14 protein-coding genes are annotated in these 21,733 nt (G+C 70.4%); 4 read left to right on the top strand and 10 right to left on the bottom strand.

Going from position 1 to position 21,733, the window contains the following annotated elements; genetic code table 11:
• Positions 1-73: 73 nt before the first annotated feature.
• Together pruA and OG966_RS28665 are read right to left on the bottom strand one after the other, a co-directional pair.
• Complete coding sequence (gene pruA / locus OG966_RS28670) at positions 74-1,705, bottom strand: L-glutamate gamma-semialdehyde dehydrogenase (protein WP_326652802.1); 1,632 nt, start codon at positions 1,703-1,705, stop codon at positions 74-76.
• Positions 1,706-1,745: 40 nt separating this feature from the next.
• Positions 1,746-2,672, bottom strand: a complete 927-nt coding sequence (locus OG966_RS28665) for a proline dehydrogenase family protein (protein ID WP_326652801.1) — start codon at positions 2,670-2,672, stop codon at positions 1,746-1,748.
• A 189-nt stretch (positions 2,673-2,861) separates the two neighbouring features.
• Here OG966_RS28665 and OG966_RS28660 point away from each other — a divergent pair, with 189 nt between their 5' ends.
• Complete coding sequence (locus OG966_RS28660) at positions 2,862-4,199, top strand: PucR family transcriptional regulator (RefSeq protein WP_326652800.1); 1,338 nt, start codon at positions 2,862-2,864, stop codon at positions 4,197-4,199.
• A gap of 76 nt (positions 4,200-4,275) precedes the next feature.
• Here OG966_RS28660 and OG966_RS28655 read toward each other — a convergent pair whose 3' ends face one another.
• Positions 4,276-7,860, bottom strand: a complete 3,585-nt coding sequence (locus tag OG966_RS28655; RefSeq protein ID WP_326652799.1) for a SpoIIE family protein phosphatase — start codon at positions 7,858-7,860, stop codon at positions 4,276-4,278.
• A 423-nt stretch (positions 7,861-8,283) separates the two neighbouring features.
• Here OG966_RS28655 and OG966_RS28650 point away from each other — a divergent pair, with 423 nt between their 5' ends.
• Complete coding sequence (locus OG966_RS28650; RefSeq protein WP_326652797.1) at positions 8,284-8,415, top strand: zinc-binding dehydrogenase; 132 nt, start codon at positions 8,284-8,286, stop codon at positions 8,413-8,415.
• 180 nt (positions 8,416-8,595) lie between these two features.
• On the opposite strand, the gene OG966_RS28645 is transcribed toward OG966_RS28650, so the two are convergent.
• Positions 8,596-9,171 carry a TetR/AcrR family transcriptional regulator gene (locus tag OG966_RS28645; protein WP_326652796.1) on the bottom strand — a complete coding sequence of 192 codons (576 nt, stop codon included), beginning with the start codon at positions 9,169-9,171 and terminating at the stop codon, positions 8,596-8,598.
• A gap of 96 nt (positions 9,172-9,267) precedes the next feature.
• Between OG966_RS28645 and OG966_RS28640 the strand changes: the two genes are divergently transcribed.
• The gene (locus OG966_RS28640) at positions 9,268-10,833 is read left to right on the top strand and encodes an MFS transporter (RefSeq protein WP_326652795.1); all 1,566 of its coding nucleotides are present in this window, start codon (positions 9,268-9,270) and stop codon (positions 10,831-10,833) included.
• Positions 10,834-10,906: 73 nt separating this feature from the next.
• Here OG966_RS28640 and serA read toward each other — a convergent pair whose 3' ends face one another.
• From serA to OG966_RS28610, 6 genes are all read right to left on the bottom strand, one after another.
• Positions 10,907-12,499 carry a phosphoglycerate dehydrogenase gene (gene serA, locus OG966_RS28635; protein WP_326652794.1) on the bottom strand — a complete coding sequence of 531 codons (1,593 nt, stop codon included), beginning with the start codon at positions 12,497-12,499 and terminating at the stop codon, positions 10,907-10,909.
• A gap of 257 nt (positions 12,500-12,756) precedes the next feature.
• Complete coding sequence (gene ilvC / locus OG966_RS28630; protein ID WP_326652793.1) at positions 12,757-13,758, bottom strand: ketol-acid reductoisomerase; 1,002 nt, start codon at positions 13,756-13,758, stop codon at positions 12,757-12,759.
• Between the two features lie 120 nt (positions 13,759-13,878).
• Positions 13,879-14,403 carry an acetolactate synthase small subunit gene (gene ilvN / locus OG966_RS28625; protein ID WP_071263920.1) on the bottom strand — a complete coding sequence of 175 codons (525 nt, stop codon included), beginning with the start codon at positions 14,401-14,403 and terminating at the stop codon, positions 13,879-13,881.
• Positions 14,404-14,442: 39 nt separating this feature from the next.
• Entirely contained in the window at positions 14,443-16,311 is a 1,869-nt protein-coding gene (locus tag OG966_RS28620; RefSeq protein ID WP_326652792.1) for an acetolactate synthase large subunit, read from the bottom strand.
• 202 nt (positions 16,312-16,513) lie between these two features.
• Positions 16,514-19,330, bottom strand: a complete 2,817-nt coding sequence (locus OG966_RS28615; protein WP_326652791.1) for a putative bifunctional diguanylate cyclase/phosphodiesterase — start codon at positions 19,328-19,330, stop codon at positions 16,514-16,516.
• 355 nt (positions 19,331-19,685) lie between these two features.
• Entirely contained in the window at positions 19,686-20,636 is a 951-nt protein-coding gene (locus OG966_RS28610) for a 2-hydroxyacid dehydrogenase (protein ID WP_326652790.1), read from the bottom strand.
• A 74-nt stretch (positions 20,637-20,710) separates the two neighbouring features.
• Between OG966_RS28610 and OG966_RS28605 the strand changes: the two genes are divergently transcribed.
• Positions 20,711-21,709: an aldo/keto reductase gene (locus OG966_RS28605; RefSeq protein ID WP_326652789.1), complete on the top strand. Its 999-nt coding sequence runs from the start codon at positions 20,711-20,713 to the stop codon at positions 21,707-21,709.
• The last annotated feature ends 24 nt before the right edge of the window (positions 21,710-21,733 follow it).

Raw genomic sequence — 21,733 nt, 5'->3', positions numbered from 1 at the left:
GTGGGGGCCGGAGCGGGGGCGGGGTCACGAGGGGGCGTCGGCCCGGTGGGGGCGTCGGCCGGGTGGGCGGAGATCAGCCCATGTGCGGGTAGGTGTAGTCCGTCGGCGGGACCAGCGTCTCCTTGATCGCGCGGGTCAGCGTCCAGCGCATCAGGTTCTGCGGGGCGCCGGCCTTGTCGTTCGTGCCGGACGCGCGGCCGCCGCCGAAGGGCTGCTGGCCGACGACGGCGCCGGTCGACTTGTCGTTGATGTAGAAGTTGCCCGCGGCGTACCGCAGCTTCTCCATCGTGTGCGCCGCCGCCGCACGGTCGTTGGCGATGACCGCGCCGGTCAGGGCGTAGTCCGACGCCGACTCCATCTGCTCGAGCATGGCGTCGTACTGGTCGTCCTCGTAGACGTGGACGGCCAGGAACGGGCCGAAGTACTCGGTCGTGAAGACCTCGTTGCCCGGGTCCGTGCACTCGACGACGGTCGGGCGGACGAAGTAGCCCACCGAGTCGTCGTACGTGCCACCGGCGACGATCGTGCAGGTCGGGTCGGCGGCAGCACGGTCGATCGCGGCCTTGTTCTTCGCGAAGGCACGCTCGTCGATCACGGCACCGATGAAGTTCGTCAGGTCCGTGACGTCACCCATCCTGATGCCGTCGACCTCGGCCGCGAACTCCTCCTTGAAGCCGGAGTTCCAGATCGAGGCGGGGATGTACGCACGCGAGGACGCCGAGCACTTCTGGCCCTGGAACTCGAAGGAGCCACGGGTCAGCGCGGTCTTCAGCACCGCGCGGTCGGCGCTCGGGTGGGCGACGACGAAGTCCTTGCCGCCCGTCTCGCCGACGATGCGCGGGTAGGAACGGTACTTCTCGATGTTGTTGCCGACCGTCTTCCACAGGTGCTGGAAGGTCTTGGTCGAGCCGGTGAAGTGGATACCGGCCAGCTCGGGGTGGTTCAGCGCCACCTCGGAGACGGCGATACCGTCGCCCGTCACCAGGTTGATGACGCCCTTCGGCAGACCGGCCTCCTCCAGAATCTGCATCAGCAGCACGGCGGCGTGGGTCTGGGTCGGGGACGGCTTCCAGACGACGACGTTGCCCATGAGGGCGGGGGCCGTCGGCAGGTTGCCCGCGATCGCAGTGAAGTTGAAGGGCGTGATCGCGTAGACGAAGCCCTCGAGCGGGCGGTGGTCCATACGGTTCCACACGCCCGGCGAGTTGGCCGGCGGCTGCTCGGCGAGCAGGTCACGGGCGTACTTGACGTTGAAGCGCCAGAAGTCGACGAGCTCGCAGGGGGTGTCGATCTCGGCCTGCTGAGCGGTCTTCGACTGGCCCAGCATGGTGGAGGCGGCGAGCGTCTCGCGCCACGGACCGGCCAGCAGTTCGGCCGCGCGCAGGATGATCGCGGCGCGGTCGTCGAAGGACATCGCACGCCACGCGGGCGCGGCGGCGAGCGCGGCGTCGACCGCGTCCTGCGCGTCCTGCTGCGTGGCAGCGGCGAACGTACCGATGACGGCCTTGTGGTTGTGCGGCTGCACGACGTCGACGCGCTCGCCGCCGCCCATCCGCCGGACGCCGCCGATCGTCATCGGCAGCTCCATCGGGTTCTCGGACAGCTCCTTGAGCTTTGCCTCGAGACGGGCGCGCTCGGGGCTCCCGGGCGCGTAGGAGTGAACCGGCTCGTTGACCGGCGCGGGGACCTGGGTCACAGCGTCCATGAGTGCCGAATCTCCTTAATCAGTAGGTCAGTTGGGGGGTTCAGCCGCGGCTGACCAGCGAACGCAGGAAGAACGCGAGGTTGGCGGGGCGCTCCGCGAGGCGGCGCATGAAGTATCCGTACCAGTCGGTGCCGTACGCGATGTAGACACGCATCCGGTGGCCCTCGGCGGCGAGCCGGTGCTGCTCGGCCTCCCGGATGCCGTACAGCATCTGGAACTCGTACTCGTCGAGCTTGCGGCCCGCCCGGCGGGCGAGCTCCTGGCCGATGGAGATGATGCGGGGGTCGTGCGACCCGACCATCGGGTAGCCCTCACCCTCCATCAGGATCTTCAGGCAGCGGATGTAGGCCTTGTCGACCTCGGTCTTGTCCTGGTAGGCGACGGTCGCGGGCTCCTTGTAGGCGCCCTTGACCAGACGTACGCGTGAGCCTGCCGCGGCCAGCGCGCGGCAGTCGTCCTCGGTGCGGAAGAGGTACGACTGGACGACGGCACCGGTCTGCGGGAAGCGCTCACGCAGTTCGGAGTGGATCGCGAGCGTCGAGTCGATGGTGGTGTGGTCCTCCATGTCGAGGGTGACCGTGGTGCCGATCCCGGCGGCGGCCTCGACGACCGTCGTGATGTTCTTCAGCGCGAGGTCGTGCCCTCCGGGCAGCGCCTGGCCGAAGGAGGAGAGTTTCACCGACATCTCGGCGCGGACCCCGAGCTCCAGCGGCTCGAGGGCCTCGATGAGCTCCAGGTAGGCGTCGCGGGCGCACAGCGCTTCCGCCGGGTCGGTGATGTCCTCGCCGAGGACGTCGAGCGTGACCTCGAGACCCCGGTCGGCCGTGTTCCGGACGACGGGGACCGTCTCCTGGACCGTCTCACCGGCGATGAAGCGGTTCACCACGGGCTTGGTGACCGGGGCTGCCGAGACGATACGGCGCATCTTGTCGCTGCGCGACGCGGCGAGGATGACGGGACCCAGCACGGGGACCTCCACGAGAGTACGGACAGGGCCGGGGCGGAGACGCAGCGGAACGTCAGACAACGCATCCGGAACGGCACGAAGAACCACCGTGAAACCTAAGGATCGCTCCGATCCACTGCCATCGACACCTGTCACGCATTCGTGGTCCGGATCTCAGACATATGTCTGAAGGGGTGCGAGAATGTCGGCGTGAAGGGCGATTACCAAGAGCTGGTCGACGAGATCTCGGCACTGCTGGCCGTCCCCGCGACGCTGGAGAACCGCGACTTCGGCCTGATCGCCTTCGGCGCGCACGACAGCGACGACGACATCGCGATGGACCCGGTCAGGACCCGTTCGATCCTGACCCGGAAGTCCACGCCGGCGGTCCGTGCCTGGTTCGAGGACTTCGGCATCGCACGTGCGACGGACCCGGTCCGGATCCCGGCGGCCCCGGAAGCGGGGGTCTTCCGCGACCGGATCTGCCTTCCGGTACGCCACGGGGGCATCGTGCTCGGATACGTATGGCTGCTCGACGCGGCCCCGGGACCCACGCAGGCTCAGCTCGCCGCGGCGATGGAGGTCACGGCCAGGATCGGCACGCTGCTCGCCGACGAGGAGCGGGCGGGCACGGATCTGTCCCGTGAGTTCCGCGCGGTCCTGACGGCGGAGGGCGGCTGGCAGTACGACATGGCGGTGGCGGCGCTCCGCGCGGCGCTGGGCGGCGCGAGCGCGGACGGCCTGCACGCGGTGGTGTGCGTGACGCCGTGGACCGCGGCCGATGCCCCGTCGTCGCGCTCGCTGCCGGGTGCGGCGGCGCTGTGCACGGTGCCGTGGGAGGCGGGAGCCGGCGACGACGGCCGGTCCGGGCAACTCGAAACCGGGCCACCGGATACGGCCCCGGACGGGGCCGGGGACCCCGGCAGCGGCGCGAGCACCGGCACCTCCGCGAGGCGCGCCGCGACCCGCGCGCCTCGCGGCAGAGGCGACGCCTCTTCGTCCGGCGCCCCGCACCCGCACGACGGCCGGTCCCCCCACGGCCACGCACTCGCCGCCCTTGTACGGCTCCGCTCCGCAGACACCCTCTCACCCGCCCTCACCGCGGCGGACCGGCTCCGCGCCGCCGCGGGCGGGGACGCGGCGACCGCCGGGGTCGCGACGCCCCGGCGTGGCCTCGCCGGGCTCAACACCGCCTGGCTGGAGGCGGCTTCCGCGGCCCGCGCGGCCCGGGCCGAGCCCCGGTTCGGGCCGGTCGCCGAGTGGTCGGCCGTCGGCCCGTACCGCATGCTGACCGCGCTCCCCGCGAACACGGCGCACGACCCCGCCGTACGCGAGCTGCTCGACCGCTCGCACAGCGAACTGGCCCGCACTGCCGAGGTGTTCCTCGACTGCGCGGGCCAGGCGGGACGCACCGCGGCGGCGCTCGGCATCCACCGCCAGACGCTCTACTACCGCCTCTCGCGCGTCGAGCAGCTCACGGGCCTGGACCTGGACGACGGCGAGGACCGGCTGCTGCTGCACATGGCTCTGAAGGCGGCACGGCTCTAGATCTGTTCCAGGATCCGCGACTTCATCAGCAATCAAGACAGTTCGTTGGCAGTGGATTGGCAAATCCGCAGCTTCCTCAGCAATGACTACGAGCAGTAGCGGTCGGTTGTACGGCACTTCCGTCAGCCTGCGGGTCGCCGGTTCGACACGATGGTTCGGCGGTGGCGGCGAGCAGGGCGGTGTCGTCGTCGACCCGGTCGGGGGTGTTCAGCAGCTCCAGGGCCCGTTCGGTGATCTGCTGGGGGTCGGTGCGGGCGGCGGCGGGCAGCGCGCCGCAGGTCTGGCGCAGGGCCGCCAGGCAGTCGTCCAGGGACAGCGCCCGGTTTTCCACCAGGCCGTCGGTGTACAGCAGCAGGCTGGTGCCGGGCGGGAACGCCACCTCGCGGTCGACCGGGGTGCTGCCCAGTCCCAGCGGCAGCGCCGGGGGCAGCTCCAGGTAGGCGGTGTCGGCGGCTACCAGCAGGGGCGGCAGGTGCCCGCTGGCGGCGTAGCGCAGGCGGTGGCGGTGGGGGTCGTAGACCGCGTACAGGCAGGTGGCGAAGCGTTCGGTGGCGAGCGACTGCAGGTAGGCGTCCAGCCTGGCCAGCACCCGGGCCGGGCCCGCGCCCTCCATCGCGAGGCTGTGCAGGGCGGAGCGGAGTTGGCCCATCACGATGGCGGCTTCCACGTCGTGGCCCATGACGTCGCCGATGGCCAGCCCCACGGCACCGTCGGGCAGGGCGAGCACGTCGTACCAGTCGCCGCCGACCTCGGCGCCGCGGTTGCTGGCCCGGTAGTGGGTGGCCAGGCGCACCCCGGGCACCTGGGGCAGGCGGTGGGGCAGCAGGGCGCGCTGCAGGGTCAGGGCGAGGCGGCGCTCGTTGTGGTACCGGGTGGCGTTGTCGTAGGCCAGAGCCAGGCGGTGGGCGAGGTTCTCCAGATACTTGTGTTCGACCGCGGAGTAGTCGGTGTGCCGGACCAGTACCAGGGCCCCCAGCGTCTGGTCGTGGGCGTGCAGCGGCAGGGCCAGCACGGCGGCGGGCGCCGGGTGCGGTCCGGCTGGGGCTGGGGCTGGGGCTGGGGCGGTGCCGTTGATCGCGTGGGTGGCGGCGGTGGCCAGGGCCTCGCGGGCAAGAAGGGGGGTGCCGGCGATGTATGCCGGGGGCGACTGCGCCGGGGCGGGTGCCGCGGCGGTGAGGTGGATGCTGATCTGGTCGGCGAGGTCGGGCAGCAGGATCTGGCCGGCAGTCTGCAGTATCCGGTCCGGGTCGAGGGTGGCGGACAGCCGCAGGCCCGCGTCGGCCAGGGAGGCCAGCACGGCCAGCTGGTTGCGGGTCTCGGTCAGGACCTGTTCGCGCAGCCGGGACAGTTCCAACCCGGTGCGGACGCGCGCCAGCAGCTGGCGCGCGGAGAAGGGTTTGGCCAGGTAGTCGTCGGCGCCGGCGTGCCGGCCCTGCGCGGATTCCTCCTCGCCGGCGCGGGCGGTGAGCAAGACGATGGGCAGGCGGGCGGTGCGCGGGTCGGCGCGCAGCGCCCGGACCAGCTCGAAGCCGTCCATGCGGGGCATCATCACGTCGCTGAGCACCATCTCCACCGGCTGCGCCAGGGCCATCTCCAGGGCGGCCCGGCCGTCGGCGGCGAGCAGCACGTCGTAGTCGGGCTGCAGGAGCTGGGTGAGGTAGGCGCGCATGTCGGCGTTGTCGTCGACGACCAGGAGGCGGGCCCGGTGGGGGCGTTCGGTTTCGTGCGGGCCGGGGCCGTGGGGGGCATCGTGGGTCGCGGGGGCCTGCGGGGTGCGTGCCGCGGGAGTGGCCGCGGCGGGGACGGGGTCGGCCGCCAGCCAGCCGAGCGCCTCGTCCACATAGGCCGCGGCGCTGCCGGGCCGGCCGCCTCCGCCGTCCCTGGGGGTTTCCCCGGGGGATCCGGCGCCGGCTGCGGGCGGGTCCGGGCGGGGCCGGTGGGCGGCGGCGATGGGGAGGTCCACGGTGACGGTGGTGCCCTGGCCGAGCCGGCTGTCCACGCCGACAGTGCCGCCGTGCGCTTCCACCAGGTCCTTCACCAGCACCAGGCCGAGGCCGCTGCCCTCGTGGGAGCGGGAGCGGGCGCCGCGGACCCGGTGGAAGCGCTCGAACAGGCGCGGCAGTTCGTCCGCGGGGATGCCGGTGCCGGTGTCGGTCACGGTCAGCCGGGCCCGGCCGCCGGCCGCGGCCACCTGCACCCGGGCGCCGCCGGTGAAGGTGAACTTCAGGGCGTTGCTGAGCAGGTTGAGGATGATCTTCTCCCACATCTCCCGGTCCAGGGACACCGGCTGGGGCAGCGGCGGGCAGTCCACCTCCAGCGTCAGCCCGGCCGCCTCGAACGCGGAGCGGAACACCCCGGCCAGCTCGGCCGTGGCACCGGCGAGGTCGACCGGCTCGAGGGCCGGGCGCATCTGCCCGGCCTCGGCCCTGGCGACGTCCAGGAGGGTGTTGACCTGCTTCAGCAGGCGCAGGGCGCCGCGCTCGGCCAGCTCCAGCTGCTCGCGCCGCTCGGGCCGGTCCTCGTCGGCCAGGGCCTGCTGGAGCGGGCCCATGAGCAGGGTGAGCGGGGTGCGGAACTCGTGGCTGACGTTGGCGAAGAAGGTGGTCTTGGCCCGGTCCAGCTCGGCCAGCGCCTCCGCCCGCCGGCGCTGCTCGTCGTGGGCGAGCGCGGCCGTCAGCGCCCCGGCCACGGCGGCGGCGAGCACCTCCAAAAAGTCCCGGTAGGCCCCGGCCGGCGGGAAGCAGGGGTTGACGCCCACCACCAGGACGCCCTCCACCTGGCCCGCGCAGTGCAGCGGCAGGGCCAGCGCCTGCTCGACCGGGAGCCGGGGGGCCGCGGCGTGCTGCCCGGCCGTGTTGCCGCCGGTGAGCGCGGCGGCCGGCAGCGTGGCAGGGGCACCTTCGGCGACCACCTGCGCCAGCCGGGCCGCGACCTCCGACCCGTCGGCCGCACTCAGCGAGACGGCCTCGGGCGCCGGCCGGAGCCCGGCGGAGGCCGCCGGCCGCAGCATCCCCGGCTCCGAGGCCAGGTACAGGCCCAGGAACGGGATCTCCTCGGGATAGGAGCCCAGCACCTCCGCGACGACGCGGGCGACCTCGCCCGGGGTGGGCAGCCCGGCGGTGCGGGCGCCGGTCTCGCTCAGCAGGCGCAGCCGGCGCTCGCCCAGTACCCGGCCGGTGGTCTCGGTGATGATCTGCAGCACGCCGCCGGCGGTGCCGTCGTCCAGCAGCACGGGCTGGAAGGCGGAGTCGAAGTAGCACTGTTCCGGAAAGCCGTGGCGCTCCATGATGAGCGGCTCATCGGGGATCAGCAGGGGCTTGCGGGTGTCGGTCACATAGTGGAAGTGGGAGCTCACGGGGTGGACCCAGACCTCGGGGAACACATCCTTGTAGGGCCTGCCGAGCGCCCAGGGGTGTTTGGCGCCGACAATGGGTGTGGAGCCCAGGTTGTACAGCGTGGCGAATTCGGCGCCCCAGTACAGAGCCATCCCGTGCTCAGAGGTGAGCATGAGGCGCAGGGTGTCCACCAGGGGCCCCGGCCAGGACTCGGGGGGCCCGAGCGGCGTCGCCGCCCAGTCGATCCCGGCCAGAAGCTCGCCGAACGCGCCGGCCTCGGCGAACATCCGGGCCGCCGCGGTGCGCGGGTCATCGGGCCGGGTCATCGAGAAACTTCCTCCTGGCGCCTATGTGATCCGCCCGCTCCCTCCCAAGGCTGCCGACGGCCACTCTCTGCGGACCTTCCGGGCAGATCGGACGCCGGGTCCGACGGTTCTGGCTACGCCCCTGCCAGAATTGCAAGGTTAAAATAGTTAAAAGGGTGATTTGCCCAGCAGTTTACGCCTGCAGCCACACGCCGACGGCCGCGATCGTCGACTCACAGTCCCTGTGGGCGGCTGGCACCGTCCGCGCCGACGGTGCCGGCCGGGACGGCGGGGGGTTCGTCGTCCTGCCTCGCCGCCTCGCCTGCGAAGCCACCCCAACCTGGCGCGCCCCGCCCCGTGAGACCAAACAACATCCGCGGGACGAAACAGCGGAGAAACGACCTCTGACGACGGCGCGGTCTTCGGCCGCGTCGATCCAGACGCATGAGGGAACTCGTCGAGCACGGAAAGGTCACCCCGGTCATTGACCGGACCTACCCGTTGAGCGAGGTACCCGAGGCGATCCGGTACCTCGAAGTGGAGCACGCACACGCGAAGGTCGTCATCACCGCGTGAAGGTCGTCCTCACCGTGTGACGGACCGCTGCGGGCACCGGAAAATGATCAACCCTGTTACGCGTTTCTCAGCAGACGCCGGGAACCTGGCAGCAGCTCAGGGACTCCCGGGGTGCCGGCGCCGGCACCCCCGGGTCAGGGTCCGCGATGGCTCACGAATCCGCGGACCCGCACGGGCACCTCAGCCCTTCTTCTCCAGGATCGCCCGCAGCCCGTCCGTCAGGTCCTTCGCCGACGGCGCCGTCTCCGGGTCCGCCATCCACTGGATCATCACGCCTGCCACCAGCGCCTGGTAGAAGATGCCCGCCACCCTGGCCTTCTCCGGATCGGCCTTCGGGTCCATACCGAGGAAGGCCTCTGCCATCCCCAACCGGCCCTCCGACTGCGGCTCCTTGATGGCCTCGCGCAGCTTCTCGTCGTCGTCGAGCCGTGATACGACCTCCAGTTGGAGCTTCCAGACCTGGCGGCTGGCATCGGCCGCGGCGATGACCTGCTCCCAGGTCTTCTCGAATCGCTCGAAGGGATCCGCTGCCATGTCGGGCGCCTGCCTGTTGGCCGGGCCGACCGCGTCGCCCCACTCCTCGGTCACCGCCAGGAAGGCCTGGTTGAGCAGTGCCTCCTTGGAGCCGTAGTGGTAGCCGATGGAGGCCAGGTTGGTGCCGGAGGCCGCGACGATGTCGCGCGCGGTCGTCCGGGCGTAGCCCTTCTCCAGCAGGCAGCGCTTGGCGCCTTCGAGCAGATCCTCACGGTGTCCCATGCCGGCAGCGTACCGCGCGGACATACAACTGTCCTATACCTACGTTTTACACAGACGTACTAGACGGGCGTTTAATACGGCCGTACATTTCTCGGCATGCCGAACTCCACCGCACGTCGCGCCGGCCGCCGGGAATGGACTTCCTTCGTCGTCCTCCTGCTGCCGCTCCTCCTCGTCTCGATGGACGTCTCCGTCCTCTACTTCGCCATCCCTCAAGTCACCCGCGAGCTGGACCCGAGCAGCACCCAGCAGCTATGGATCTTCGACATCTATGCCTTCGCCCTCGCGGGGCTCCTCATCACGATGGGCTCGCTCGGCGACCGCATCGGACGCCGCAGGCTCCTGCTGGTCGGCGCCACCGCCTTCGGCGTCGCCTCCGTCGGTGCGGCCTACGCACAGAACGCCGAAATGCTCATCGCCGCACGGGCGTTGCTCGGCATCGGCGGCGCCACCCTGATGCCGTCGACGTTGGCGCTGGTCCGCAACATGTTCCAGGACGACAAGCAGCGCAGCCAGGCGATCGGCATCTGGTCGGGGGCCATGGCCGGCGGAATCGCGCTCGGTTCGGTGATGAGCGGCGTCATGCTGAACCACTTCTGGTGGGGCTCGGTCTTTCTGATCAACGTGCCCGCGATGCTGCTTCTGCTGGTTCTGGTGCCCGTACTGGTACCGGAGTTCAAGGCCCCCGCCCCCGGCCGCTTCGACCTGCTGAGCGTGCCGCTGTCGATGGGCGCCGTCCTGCCGGTCGTGTACGGACTCAAGGAGATCGCGGCCGAGGGCTTCAGCCCGGCCATGGCACTGTGCATCGCGGCCGGCCTGATCGTCGGCGCGCTGTTCGTACGCCGCCAGCGCACCCGCCCCGACGCGATGATCAGCCGTGACCTCTTCCAGGGCCGCGTCTTCGGCTCCGGGATCGCGCTCAACACCATCGCCGCCTTCGCGATCATGGGCTCGGCCTACTTCACCACCCAGTACCTGCAGTCCGTGCTCGGCATGGGCACCATGGAGGCCGCGCTGTGGAGCCTGGCCCCGTCCCTCGCGGTGGGCGCCGCCGCCCCGGTCGGCACCGCGCTCGCCCGGAGGACCGACCGGGCGTATGTCATCGCCGGCGGTTTCGTCGCCGCCGCGGCCGGCTACGCACTGCTCAGCCTGACCGGTACGGACTCCCTGTGGATCCTGCTGGCCGGCGCGGCCGTCATCGGCTGCGGCATCGTCACCGTGATGGCACTGGTCTCGGACATGGCTCTGGCCGGCGCCCCCGCCGAGAAGGCCGGTTCCGCCGCCGCACTGCTGGAGACCGGGCAAGAGTTCGGCGGAGCGCTCGGGATGGCGGTCCTGGGCAGCCTCGGCACCGCTGTCTACCGCCACGACATCGCCGGCTCCGCCCCCACGGGGCTGCCGGCCGACTCCCTCGACTCGGTCCGCGAGACGCTCGGCGGCGCGGCCGTGGTCGCCGGACGACTCCCCGGCCGGCCCGGGGAAGCATTGCTGGACGCCGCGCGCGAGGCCTTCGTCCACGGTATGCAGTTCGCCGCCGTGGGCGGTGCGGTGCTGCTGGTCGCAGCCGCTGTTCTCGCCGCCGCCCTGCTGCGCAGGACATCCACGGACGAGGAGCCGGCGCCCGCCGGGGAGCCGGCGCCGGAACCGGTCACGGCGAGCTGACCGTACACACACAAAGGGCCCGGCCCGCCGCGTGATCGCGGCGGGCCGGGCCCTCTGACGTATTCCGCCGGTCTCAGCTGTTGAGGTTCACCGTGCGGGCCGACGCCGCGCCGATCTCGTCCGCGATCTCCGACAGCACCGACTGCGGCACCGTGTCGTCAACGGTCAGCACGACGAGCGCCTCGCCGCCCTCCTCCGCGCGCGAGACCTGCATGCCCGCGATGTTCAGTCCGGCCTCGCCGAGGATCCGGCCGACCGTGCCGACGACACCGGGACGGTCGTCGTACCGCAGGACGACCATGTGGTCGGCGAGCGCCAGGTCGATGTCGTGGTCGCCGATCGCGACGATCTTCTGGAGGTGCTTGGGGCCGGCCAGTGTGCCGGAGACCGCGACCTCCTCGCCGCCCGAGAGCGTGCCGCGGACGGTGACGACATTGCGGTGGTCCGGGGACTCCGAGCTCGTCGTCAGCCGGACCTCGACACCGCGCTCCTGCGCGAACAGCGGGGCGTTGACATACGACACGGTCTCGTCGACGACATCCTCGAACACGCCCTTGAGCGCGGACAGCTCGAGCACCTTCACATCGTGCTGGGTGATCTCGCCGTACACCTCGACGTCGAGGCGGACCGCGACCTCGCCCGCCAGCGCGGTGAAGATCCGGCCGAGCTTCTCGGCGAGCGGCAGACCCGGGCGCACGTCCTCGGCGATGACTCCGCCCTGGACGTTGACCGCGTCGGGTACCAGCTCACCGGCGAGCGCGAGGCGTACGGAACGGGCGACCGAGATGCCCGCCTTCTCCTGCGCCTCGTCCGTCGACGCGCCGAGGTGCGGGGTGCAGACGACCTGGTCGAACTGGAAGAGCGGGGAGTCCGTGCAGGGCTCCTTCGCGTACACGTCGAGGCCCGCTCCGGCGACCCGGCCCTCCTTGAGCGCGGAGGCCAGCGCATCCTCGTCGACGATCCCGCCGCGCGCGGCGTTGACGATACGGACGTGCGGCTGGACCTTGTGCAGCGCCTCGTCGCCGATCAGCCCCAGCGTCTCCGGGGTCTTCGGCAGATGCACGGTGATGAAGTCCGAGACCTCGAGCAGCTCGTCGAGCGAGAGCAGCCTGACGCCCATCTGCGCGGCGCGCGCAGGCTGCACATAGGGGTCGTAGGCGACGATCTTCATGCCGAAGGCCGACATCCGCTGCGCGACCAGGACGCCGATCCGGCCGAGACCGACGACGCCGAGGATCTTCTCGCTCAGCTCCACGCCGGTGTACTTGGACCGCTTCCACTCGCCGTTCTTGAGAGCGGTGTTGGCCTGCGGGATATTACGCGCGGTGGCGACCAGCAGACCGCAGGCGAGCTCGGCGGCGGTGACGATGTTGGAGGTCGGCGCGTTGACGACCATCACGCCGGCCTTGGTGGCGGCGGAGACATCGACATTGTCGAGGCCGACGCCGGCGCGGGCGACGACCCGCAGCTTCTTCGCGAGGGCGATGGCTTCCGCGTCGACCTTGGTGGCGCTGCGGACCAGGATCGCGTCGACATCGGCGATGGCCGGGAGCAGCTCTGCACGGTCGGCGCCGTTGCAGTGCCGGATCTCGAAGTCCGGGCCCAGCGCGTCGACGGTGGCGGGCGACAGCTCTTCAGCGATGAGTACGACAGGTTTCGAGCTCACGTGAGTCCTCACTAGTCCATTGCGGACGGCCGTCCCGACGGCCGCAGGCGGTGGAGGGGGCTAGCCGCGTGGAAGACGCACGACACTGTGGGCCTGACGCGTATGTCTTGAGAAGTGTAGTGGTGCCACAAGGTGCGTCTTGCGCCTTGAAGGCAGGATCACCCGTCCGTGGCTGGACAGAGTGGAGAAGCGCAGGAGCGCGGCCGGACACAGTGGCAGAGGGCCGGGACTCGCTCGTCCCGGCCCCGCCGTCAGGCCTACGCCTCGTCGTTGTCGACCCAGCTCATGAGCTTGCGGAGCTCCTTGCCCGTGGTCTCCAGCAGGTGGTTCTCGTCCTGCTTCTTGTACTCGTTGTACTTCTTCAGACCGCCGTGGTACTCGTCCATCCAGTTCTTGGCGAAGGTGCCGTCCTGGATCTCCGCGAGAACCTTCTTCATCTCGGCCTTGGTCTGGTCCGTGATGATGCGGGGACCGGTGATGTAGTCGCCCCACTCGGCGGTCTCGGAGACCGACCAGCGCATCTTCTCCAGGCCGCCCTCGTACATCAGGTCCACGATCAGCTTCAGCTCGTGGAGGCACTCGAAATAGGCGATCTCCGGCTGGTAGCCGGCTTCGGTCAGGGTCTCGAAGCCCGCCTTGACCAGCGCGGACGCACCACCGCAGAGGACCGCCTGCTCACCGAACAGGTCGGTCTCGGTCTCCTCGGTGAAGGTCGTCTTGATGACGCCGGCGCGGGTGCCGCCGATGCCCTTGGCGTACGAGAGCGCCAGCTCGAAGCCCTTGCCGGTGGCGTCCTGCTCGACGGCGGCGATACACGGAACGCCGCGGCCCTCCTCGTACTGGCGGCGGACCAGGTGGCCCGGGCCCTTCGGGGCGACCATGGCGACGTCGACGCCGGCCGGCGGCTTGATGAAGCCGTAGCGGATGTTGAGTCCGTGGCCGAAGAACAGCGCGTCGCCGTCCTTCAGGTTGTCCTTGATGGACTCCTCGTAGACCTGGGCCTGGATCGGGTCCGGCACCAGGATCATGATGACATCGGCCTCGGCGGCGGCCTCGGCGGGAGTCACCACACGCAGGCCCTGCTCCTCGGCCTTCGCCTTGGACTTGGAGCCCTCGTGCAGACCGACCCGGACGTCGACACCCGAGTCACGGAGCGACAGCGCGTGGGCGTGACCCTGGCTGCCGTAACCGATGACCGCGACCTTGCGGTTCTGGATGATGGACAGGTCGGCGTCGTCGTCGTAGAACAGCTCGGCCACTGGGATATCTCCTTGGTGTGCACGTCTTGGAATGACGCTGTTTGCTTCCCACCGTACGGCGGGACGGGGTGCGGAAGCCTTCAAGTCTCGCTATGCGAGCACGGCCCTGGCCGGTTCCGGTCAGGCGCTGCGGTCGAGGGCGCGCAGGGACCGGTCCGTGATGGACCGGGCGCCGCGCCCTATGGCGATCGTCCCGGACTGGACGAGCTCCTTGATGCCGAACTGCTCGAGCATCTTGAGCATCGCCTCGAGCTTGTCACTCGAACCGGTGGCCTCGATCGTGACCGCCTCGGGCGAGACGTCCACGGTCTTGGCGCGGAACAGCTGGACGATCTCGACGATCTGGGAGCGGGTCTCGTTGTCGGCGCGGACCTTCACCAGGACGAGCTCGCGCTGGATCGCGGCGCCCGGCTCGAGCTCGACGATCTTCAGAACGTTGACCAGCTTGTTGAGCTGCTTGGTCACCTGTTCCAGCGGCAGGTCCTCGACATTGACCACGATGGTGATGCGGGAGATGTCGGGGTGCTCGGTGACACCGACGGCGAGCGAGTCGATGTTGAAGCCGCGGCGGGAGAACAGCGCGGCGATCCTGGCGAGGATGCCTGGGGTGTTCTCGACCAGGACGGAGAGCGTGTGCTTGGACATGTGTCGGTCTCTCTCGGTCTTCTCTCTCGGACTCTCGGCTCAGTCGTCTTCGTTGTCGCCGAAGTCGGGGCGGACGCCACGCGCGGCCATGACCTCGTCGTTGGAGGTGCCCGCGGCGACCATCGGCCAGACCTGGGCGTCCTCGTGGACGATGAAATCGATCACGACGGGGCGGTCGTTGACGGCGTTCGCCTCGGCGATGACCTTGTCAAGGTCGTCCGGGGACTCGCAGCGCAGTGCGTAGCAGCCCATCGCCTCGGACAGCTTGACGAAGTCGGGAACGCGGGTGCCGCCGCTGGACTTGCCCTCCACCGCGATGCCGTCCTCGGGACCCGAGTGCAGCACTGTGTTGGAGTAGCGCTGGTTGTAGAAGAGGGTCTGCCACTGGCGGACCATCCCGAGCGCGCCGTTGTTGATGATCGCGACCTTGATCGGGATGTTGTTCAGCGCGCAGGTGGTGAGCTCCTGATTGGTCATCTGGAAGCAGCCGTCGCCGTCGATCGCCCAGACCATCCGGTCCGGCTGACCGGCCTTGGCGCCCATCGCGGCCGGGACCGCGTACCCCATCGTCCCGGCGCCGCCGGAGTTCAGCCAGGTGGCCGGCCGCTCGTAGTTGATGAAGTGGGCGGCCCACATCTGGTGCTGGCCGACGCCCGCCGCGTAGATGGTGTCGGGGTCGGCGAGCTCGCCGATGCGCTGGATGACCTGCTGCGGGGAGAGACTGCCGTCGTTCGGCTGCTCATAGCCGAGCGGGTAGGTCTCGCGCCAGCGGTTGAGATCGCTCCACCAGGCGGTGTAGTCGCCGGTGTGGCCCTCGCTGTACTCGGCCTGGACGGCCTGGACCAGGTCGGCGATGACCTCGCGGGCGTCGCCGACGATCGGGACGTCCGCGGTGCGGTTCTTGCCGATCTCGGCCGGGTCGATATCGGCGTGGACGATCTTGGCGTACGGGGCGAAACTGTCCAGCTTGCCGGTGACGCGGTCGTCGAAGCGGGCTCCGAGGGCGACGATCAGGTCGGCCTTCTGCAGCGCGGTGACGGCGGTGACCGCACCGTGCATGCCCGGCATTCCCACGTGCAGCGGGTGGCTGTCGGGGAACGCGCCCAGCGCCATCAGGGTGGTGGTGACGGGGGCGCCGGTGAGCTCTGCGAGGACCTTCAGCTCGGCGGTGGCGCGGGACTTGAGGACGCCGCCGCCGACGTACAGCACGGGGCGCCTGGCCTGGGTGATCAGCTTGGCGGCCTCGCGGATCTGCTTGGCGTGCGGCTTGGTCACCGGCCGGTAGCCGGGCAGGTCCTGCTGCGGCGGCCAGCTGAAGGTGGTCCGCGCCTGGAGGGCGTCCTTGGCGATGTCGACCAGGACCGGGCCGGGGCGTCCCGTCGAGGCGATGTGGAAGGCCTCGGCGATGGTCCGCGGGATGTCCTCGGCCTTGGTGACCAGGAAGTTGTGCTTGGTGATCGGCATGGTGATGCCGACGATGTCCGCCTCCTGGAAGGCGTCGGTGCCGATCGCCTTGGAGGAGACCTGGCCGGTGATCGCGACCAGCGGGACCGAGTCCATATGCGCGTCGGCGATCGGGGTGACCAGGTTGGTGGCGCCGGGGCCCGACGTGGCCATACACACGCCGACCTTGCCGGTGGCCTGCGCGTATCCGGTCGCGGCGTGGCCGGCGCCCTGCTCGTGGCGGACCAGGATGTGACGGACCTTGCTGGAGTCCATCATCGGGTCGTACGCGGGGAGGATGGCGCCGCCGGGGATGCCGAATACCGTGTCGGCCCCCACTTCCTCGAGAGAACGGATGAGGGACTGCGCGCCCGTGACGTGCTCAACGGTGGCGGATGTCGGTCCGCCGCTTCGGGCCCGCGGCTGCGGATGGTGGGCCCCGGTGGCCTGCTCGGTCATCGGCATTCTCTTCTCGAAGCTGAGGGTTTTTGCGAGGGTTTGAGATGTTCCGGTGCAACAAAAAACCCCTCGTGCCGTGAGGCAAGCGAGGGGAGCGCGTCGGGAGGGGTCTGCAGGGCCTTCATGGCTCTGCTCAGCCGACGCGCTTTTCAAGTACGAGAATTCGGGTGCGCATGGCAATGACCCTCCCCCCGGCGCGCTGTCACTGTCAAGTGGGTGGGACGCGCGTCTCATTATTTGAGCCATTACGGGCGGTGAACGCGCCGCCCGTGAGCACCGGCAGAGCGATCCCACCGGGCACCGGGAACTCGTCGCGCACCAGCGCACGGCGCAGCCGGTACTCGTCCAGCGGCCCGGAGAAAGCCATGCCCTGGCCGTGCGTACAGCCCATCGCGCGCAGGGCCAGCACCTGCTCCGGCACATCGACACCGTCGGCCACGGACTGCATACCGAGGTCACAGGCGATCCGCAGCAGCCCGGCGGTGATCTTGTGCAGCCGGGCGGACTCGACGACGCCCTCCACCAGACCTCTGTCCAGTTTCAGTACGTCCACGGGGAGGCGGCGCAGTGCGTTGATGGCCGCGTACCCACTGCCGAAGCCGTCCAGCGCGATCCGTACGCCGAGTCTGCGCAGCGAGACGAGCCGCAGCTCAAGATCGTCGAAGGAGATCCGCGGATCGCTGTCGGCGAGCTCGATGACCAGCGCGCCCGAGGGCAGCCCATGCCGGATGAGGAGAGCCTCGATGGAGCCGAGCGGCAGGGACTTGTCCAGCAGGCGGCGGGCCGACATACGGACCGATACGGGAACCCGATGGCCGAGGTTGCCGCGCTCCGCGGCCTGCTCCACGGCCTCCTCGAGCAGCCAGCGGCCGAGCTCGGCCGTGCGGTCCGTGTCCTCGGCGACCCGCAGGAACTCGGCGGGGGTGAAAAGGATGCCCTGGGCGGAGCGCCAGCGGGCCTGCGCCGCGACGGCGTCGATCCGGCCGGTGGTCAGGCTCACCACGGGCTGGTGGAGCAGCGCGAATTCGCCTTCGTGCAAGGCGCTGCGGAGCCGGGCGTCCAGTTCCGTACGGCGCACCACCTCGGCCTGCATCTGTGGCGCGTACAGCTCGACGCGGTCCTTGCCGGCGGCCTTGGCGCGGTACATGGCGAGGTCGGCGTTGCGCATCAGGTCGGTGGGGGTGGTGGCGGGCTCCGCGAAGGCCACCCCGATGGAGGCGGCCACGCGTACGTCGTTGCCGTCGAGGCGGTACGGCTGGGAGAGGGTGAGCCGAAGCCGGTCGGCGATCTCACGGACCTGGAACTCGCGGGCGGACTGGTCGCGGGTGCCGTCGCCGACGATGAGAGCGGCGAACTCGTCGCCGCCGAGGCGGGCCGCGGTGTCCCCGGCCCGTACCGAATCCTGGAGGCGGCGGGCAGCCTGGATCAGCAGCTCGTCGCCGGCCTGGTGGCCGAGGCGGTCGTTGACTCCCTTGAAGCCGTCGAGGTCGATGAAGAGCACGGCCGTGCCCTGATCTCCGGCACGGCGGCCGGTGAGGGCCTGGCGGACCCGCTTGGTGAACAGGGCGCGGTTGGGCAGGTCCGTGAGCGGGTCGTGCTCGGCGTTGTGCTGCAACTGTGCCTGGAGGCGGACGCGTTCGGTGACGTCGCGGCTGTTGAAGATCAGGCCGCCCTGGTGGCGGTTGACCGTGGACTCCACGTTGAGCCAGTCGCCGGTGCCCGATTTGAAGCGGCACTCGATCCGGGTGGTGGGCTCCTCGGCCGGCTTGGCGGCCAGAAACCGGCGCACCTCGAGAACCACACGGCCGAGGTCTTCGGGGTGGATGAGCGATGCCAGCTCGGAACCGATGAGATCCTCGGCCTCGCGGCCGTAGACACCGGAGGCGGCGGGGCTGACATAGCGCAGAATCCCGGTCGGGGCGGCGATCATGATGACGTCGCTCGAGCCCTGCACCAGCGAACGGAAGTGGTTCTCCTTCTGCGCCAGTTCATGGGTCAGGGCGATGTTGTCGAGGAGCATGATGCCCTGCCGGACAACGAGCGCGAGCACGACGGTGCAGCCGGTGAGGACGACGACCCGGTCGACGCGGCGGCCCTCGATCACGTTGTAGAGGATGCCGAGGGTGCAGACGGCGGCGGCGAGATACGGCGTGAGGGCGGCGAGCGAGCCCGCGACGGGGCGGCTCGGGTGGCGCGGCCCACGCTGGGGCCGCGCGGTCTCGGCCGTGCGGCGCGCGCCCCAGGGGGCGTATGCGAGCAGCAGCGAACCGGCGAACCAGCCGGCGTCGAGGAGCTGGCCCGAGCGGTAGCTCTCCCGCAGCAGCGGTGAGGTGAACAGGGCATCGCACAGGACGGTCAGCGCGAGGGCGGCGATGGCGGTGTTGATGGCGGAGCGGTTGGTGGCCGAGCGCCGGAAGTGCAGCGCGAGAACCATGCTGACCAGCACGATGTCCAGCAGCGGATAGGCGAGTGCGAGCGCGGCCGGGGCCACGCTCTCGCCCTGGACGTGCGCGGTGTGGGCGAGCGCGAGGCTCCAGGAGAGAGTCAGCAGTGAGCCGCCGATCAGCCAGGCGTCCAGGGCGAGACAGACCCAGCCGGCCCTGGTGACCGGACGCTTGGCGAGGACGAGCAGGCCGACGATGGCGGGCGGCGCGAAGCAGAGGAAGAACAGGTCGGCGATGCAGGGGCTCGGCACCTCGCGGTCCAGCACGACCTCGTACCACCCCCAGATCGCGTTGCCACCGGCGGCCATGGCGGAGGAGAGCGCGAACAGCAGCCAGGCGGGCCGGAAACGGCTGTGCCTCGCACGGGCGTAGAGGAGGCAGGAGACGGCCGCGATCAGGGCGGCGGCGCTCAGGCCGAAGTCGCCCATGACCAGGGCCAGTTCGTGCGAGCCCCAGCCGAAGGCGGCACCGACGCCGTAGCCGGCGCAGATGGCTGCCAGGACAAGCTTGGAGGCCAGCCTGGTGCTGTCTCCGCCGCCCGCGACCGACTGCCGGGCCATGAGCGCGCTCAGGGCGCTCACCGGGCCGCTCCGCGAAGCGGCGTCGTCCCGCGGGGCGCCGCGTCCGGTGCGACCGTCATCGGACCGGGCCTGCGCTTCGAAATGCACGAGGGTTGTCTGCGGCGGCCCCGCCGCGTCGGATGGTTCGCCCGTTGGCCGTACATCGCCCGTCGCCCCCCTCGAAGTCTGATCGACAGTCAGGTCGCGTTGCTGCACCGCCCCTTGCCCGGTGTAGCCCCCCGGTCGGGACGATACACCAGTCTCGTCACTCAGGGACATAGTCCCTCTACTCTCCGTGACGACCAGAAGGGCTATCGGCACGCGGCGCATCCGAGTGACTTCATAGAGTGCACGCGGCGCGCGGGCGGGAGGTTCATTACCCGGTCGTGAGCACCACGTTCCGCACCTGCTCCCCGGCGGCGAACCGGGTGAGCTGAGCGGCGAGCAGCCGCTTGGCACGCGGCATGAACGCCGAGGTGGAGCCGCCCACATGGGGGCTGATGAGGACACCGGGGATGTGCCAGAGCGGGTGGCCCGCGGGCAGCGGCTCCGGGTCGGTGACGTCGAGGGCTGCGGTGATGCGCCCGCTGTCGACCTCGGCGAGCAGCGCCTTCGTGTCGACGACTTGGCCTCGGGCGACGTTCACCAGCAGCGATCCGTCCTTCATGCGGGCCAGGAACTCGGCATTCACCAGGCCGCGCGTCTGCTCGGTGAGCGGAGTGGAGAGGATCACGACGTCCGCCTCGGGGAGCAGGGCGGGCAGCTCGGTGAGTGCGCGCACTTCCCCGCGCTCCGTGGCGCGGGCAGAGCGCGCGACGCGCGCCACCCGCGCGCATTCGAAGGGTGCGAGCCGGTCCTCGATGGCGGCGCCGATCGATCCGTAGCCGACGATGAGCACCGACTTGTCGGCGAGCGCCGGATAGAAACCGGACCGCCATTCCTCCTTGTCCTGGCCCCGTACGAATCCGGGGACGCCGCGCAGGGAGGCGAGGATCAGGGTGAGGGTGAGCTCGGCGGTGGAGGCTTCGTGCACGCCCTTGGCATTGCACAGGCGTACGCCGGCGGGCAGCGAGCCGAGTCCGGGCTCCACATGGTCGATTCCGGCGGAGAGGGTCTGGACGACGCGTACTGACGTCATCGCGGCCAGCGGACGGACCGCGACCTCCGTGCCCTTCATGTAGGGGACGGCGTAGAAGACACAGTCGGCGGGATCGGCGGGAAAGTCCGGACCACCGTCCCAGAAGCGGTAGTTCAGGCCCGAGTCCGAGGGGGCGGGCAGTCCTTCGATCTCGTCGGCCGGAATCGGGAGCCACACGTCTGCAGTCATGGTCAGGAGGCTATGCGAAGTGCGGCGCTCCGCATTCGTTAGTTTGGTCAGCGGCAAGGGAGGGGTACGGGCAGTTGGAGCGCAGGACAATCGGTGCGACGGCCCTCGTAGCGGGCGCTATCGGGCTCGGCTGCATGCCGATGAGCTGGGCGTACAGCGGCTCTCAGCAGCGTGGGGACCGGTCGCTGCGCACGGTGCACGCCGCGCTCGACGCCGGCTCGAGCCTGCTGGACACGGCCGACATGTACGGGCCCTTCACCAATGAGCTGCTGCTCGGCAGGGTGCTGAAGGAGCGGCGCGCGGAGGTGTTCGTTTCGACGAAGGTCGGACTGCTCGTCGGCGACCAGCATGTGGTCGCCAATGGACGGCCCGGGTATGTGAAGCGGGCCTGCGACGCCTCGCTGCGCCGGCTGCAGACCGATGTGATCGACCTCTATCAGCTGCACCGGGCGGATCCGGAAGTACCGGTCGAGGAGACCTGGGGCGCGATGGCGGAGCTGGTGAGAGCCGGGAAGGTGCGGGCACTGGGGATGTGCGCGGTGGGGGCGCGCGCCTCGCGTCGCTCCGGAGCGCATCTGCACGAGGGAACAATCCGACAGCTGGAACGGGTGCAGCAGGTGTTCCCGGTGAGCGCCGTGCAGGCAGAGCTGTCCGTGTGGTCGCCGGAGGCGCTGGAGCGGCTGCTGCCGTGGTGCGAGGCGCGCGGAGTGGGGTTCCTGGCGGCGATGCCGCTGGGGAACGGGTTCCTCACGGGGACGCTGACGCCGGGGCAGGGCTTCGAGCCGGACGATGTGCGGGCGCGGCATCCGCGGTTCACGGCAGAGATGATGGCGGCGAACCAGCCGGTGGTGGCGGGGCTGCGGCGGATCGCGGAGCGGCACGGTCCGGGGACGACTCCGGCGCAGGTGGCGCTGGCGTGGGTGCTGGGGCGGGGGCGAAGTGTGGTGGCGGTGCCGGGGGCGAAGCACGCGGAGTGGGCGGTGGAGAACGCGCGCGCGGCGGAGCTGGAGCTGACGGCTTACGACCTGGCGGAGATAGCGGGGCTGCCGTCGGCGCTGGGTTCCTGGGAGTGAGGGCGCGCACCTCGCTTCTCCTCG

Source organism: Streptomyces sp. NBC_01750, from assembly GCF_035918095.1.
GTDB lineage: Bacteria > Actinomycetota > Actinomycetes > Streptomycetales > Streptomycetaceae > Streptomyces.
This window is presented reverse-complemented; position numbering and strand designations above follow the sequence as displayed.

Bases quoted from the DNA above. Each gene is read 5' to 3' on its own strand.
- pruA (WP_326652802.1), bottom strand. From the start codon at position 1,705: ATGGACGCTGTGACCCAGGTCCCCGCGCCGGTCAACGAGCCGGTTCAC.
- OG966_RS28655 (WP_326652799.1), bottom strand. From the start codon at position 7,860: ATGACCCGGCCCGATGACCCGCGCACCGCGGCGGCCCGGATGTTCGCC.
- OG966_RS28650 (WP_326652797.1), top strand. From the start codon at position 8,284: ATGAGGGAACTCGTCGAGCACGGAAAGGTCACCCCGGTCATTGACCGG.
- OG966_RS28645 (WP_326652796.1), bottom strand. From the start codon at position 9,171: ATGGGACACCGTGAGGATCTGCTCGAAGGCGCCAAGCGCTGCCTGCTG.
- OG966_RS28640 (WP_326652795.1), top strand. From the start codon at position 9,268: ATGCCGAACTCCACCGCACGTCGCGCCGGCCGCCGGGAATGGACTTCC.
- ilvN (WP_071263920.1), bottom strand. From the start codon at position 14,403: ATGTCCAAGCACACGCTCTCCGTCCTGGTCGAGAACACCCCAGGCATC.
- OG966_RS28620 (WP_326652792.1), bottom strand. From the start codon at position 16,311: ATGCCGATGACCGAGCAGGCCACCGGGGCCCACCATCCGCAGCCGCGG.
- OG966_RS28610 (WP_326652790.1), bottom strand. From the start codon at position 20,636: ATGACTGCAGACGTGTGGCTCCCGATTCCGGCCGACGAGATCGAAGGA.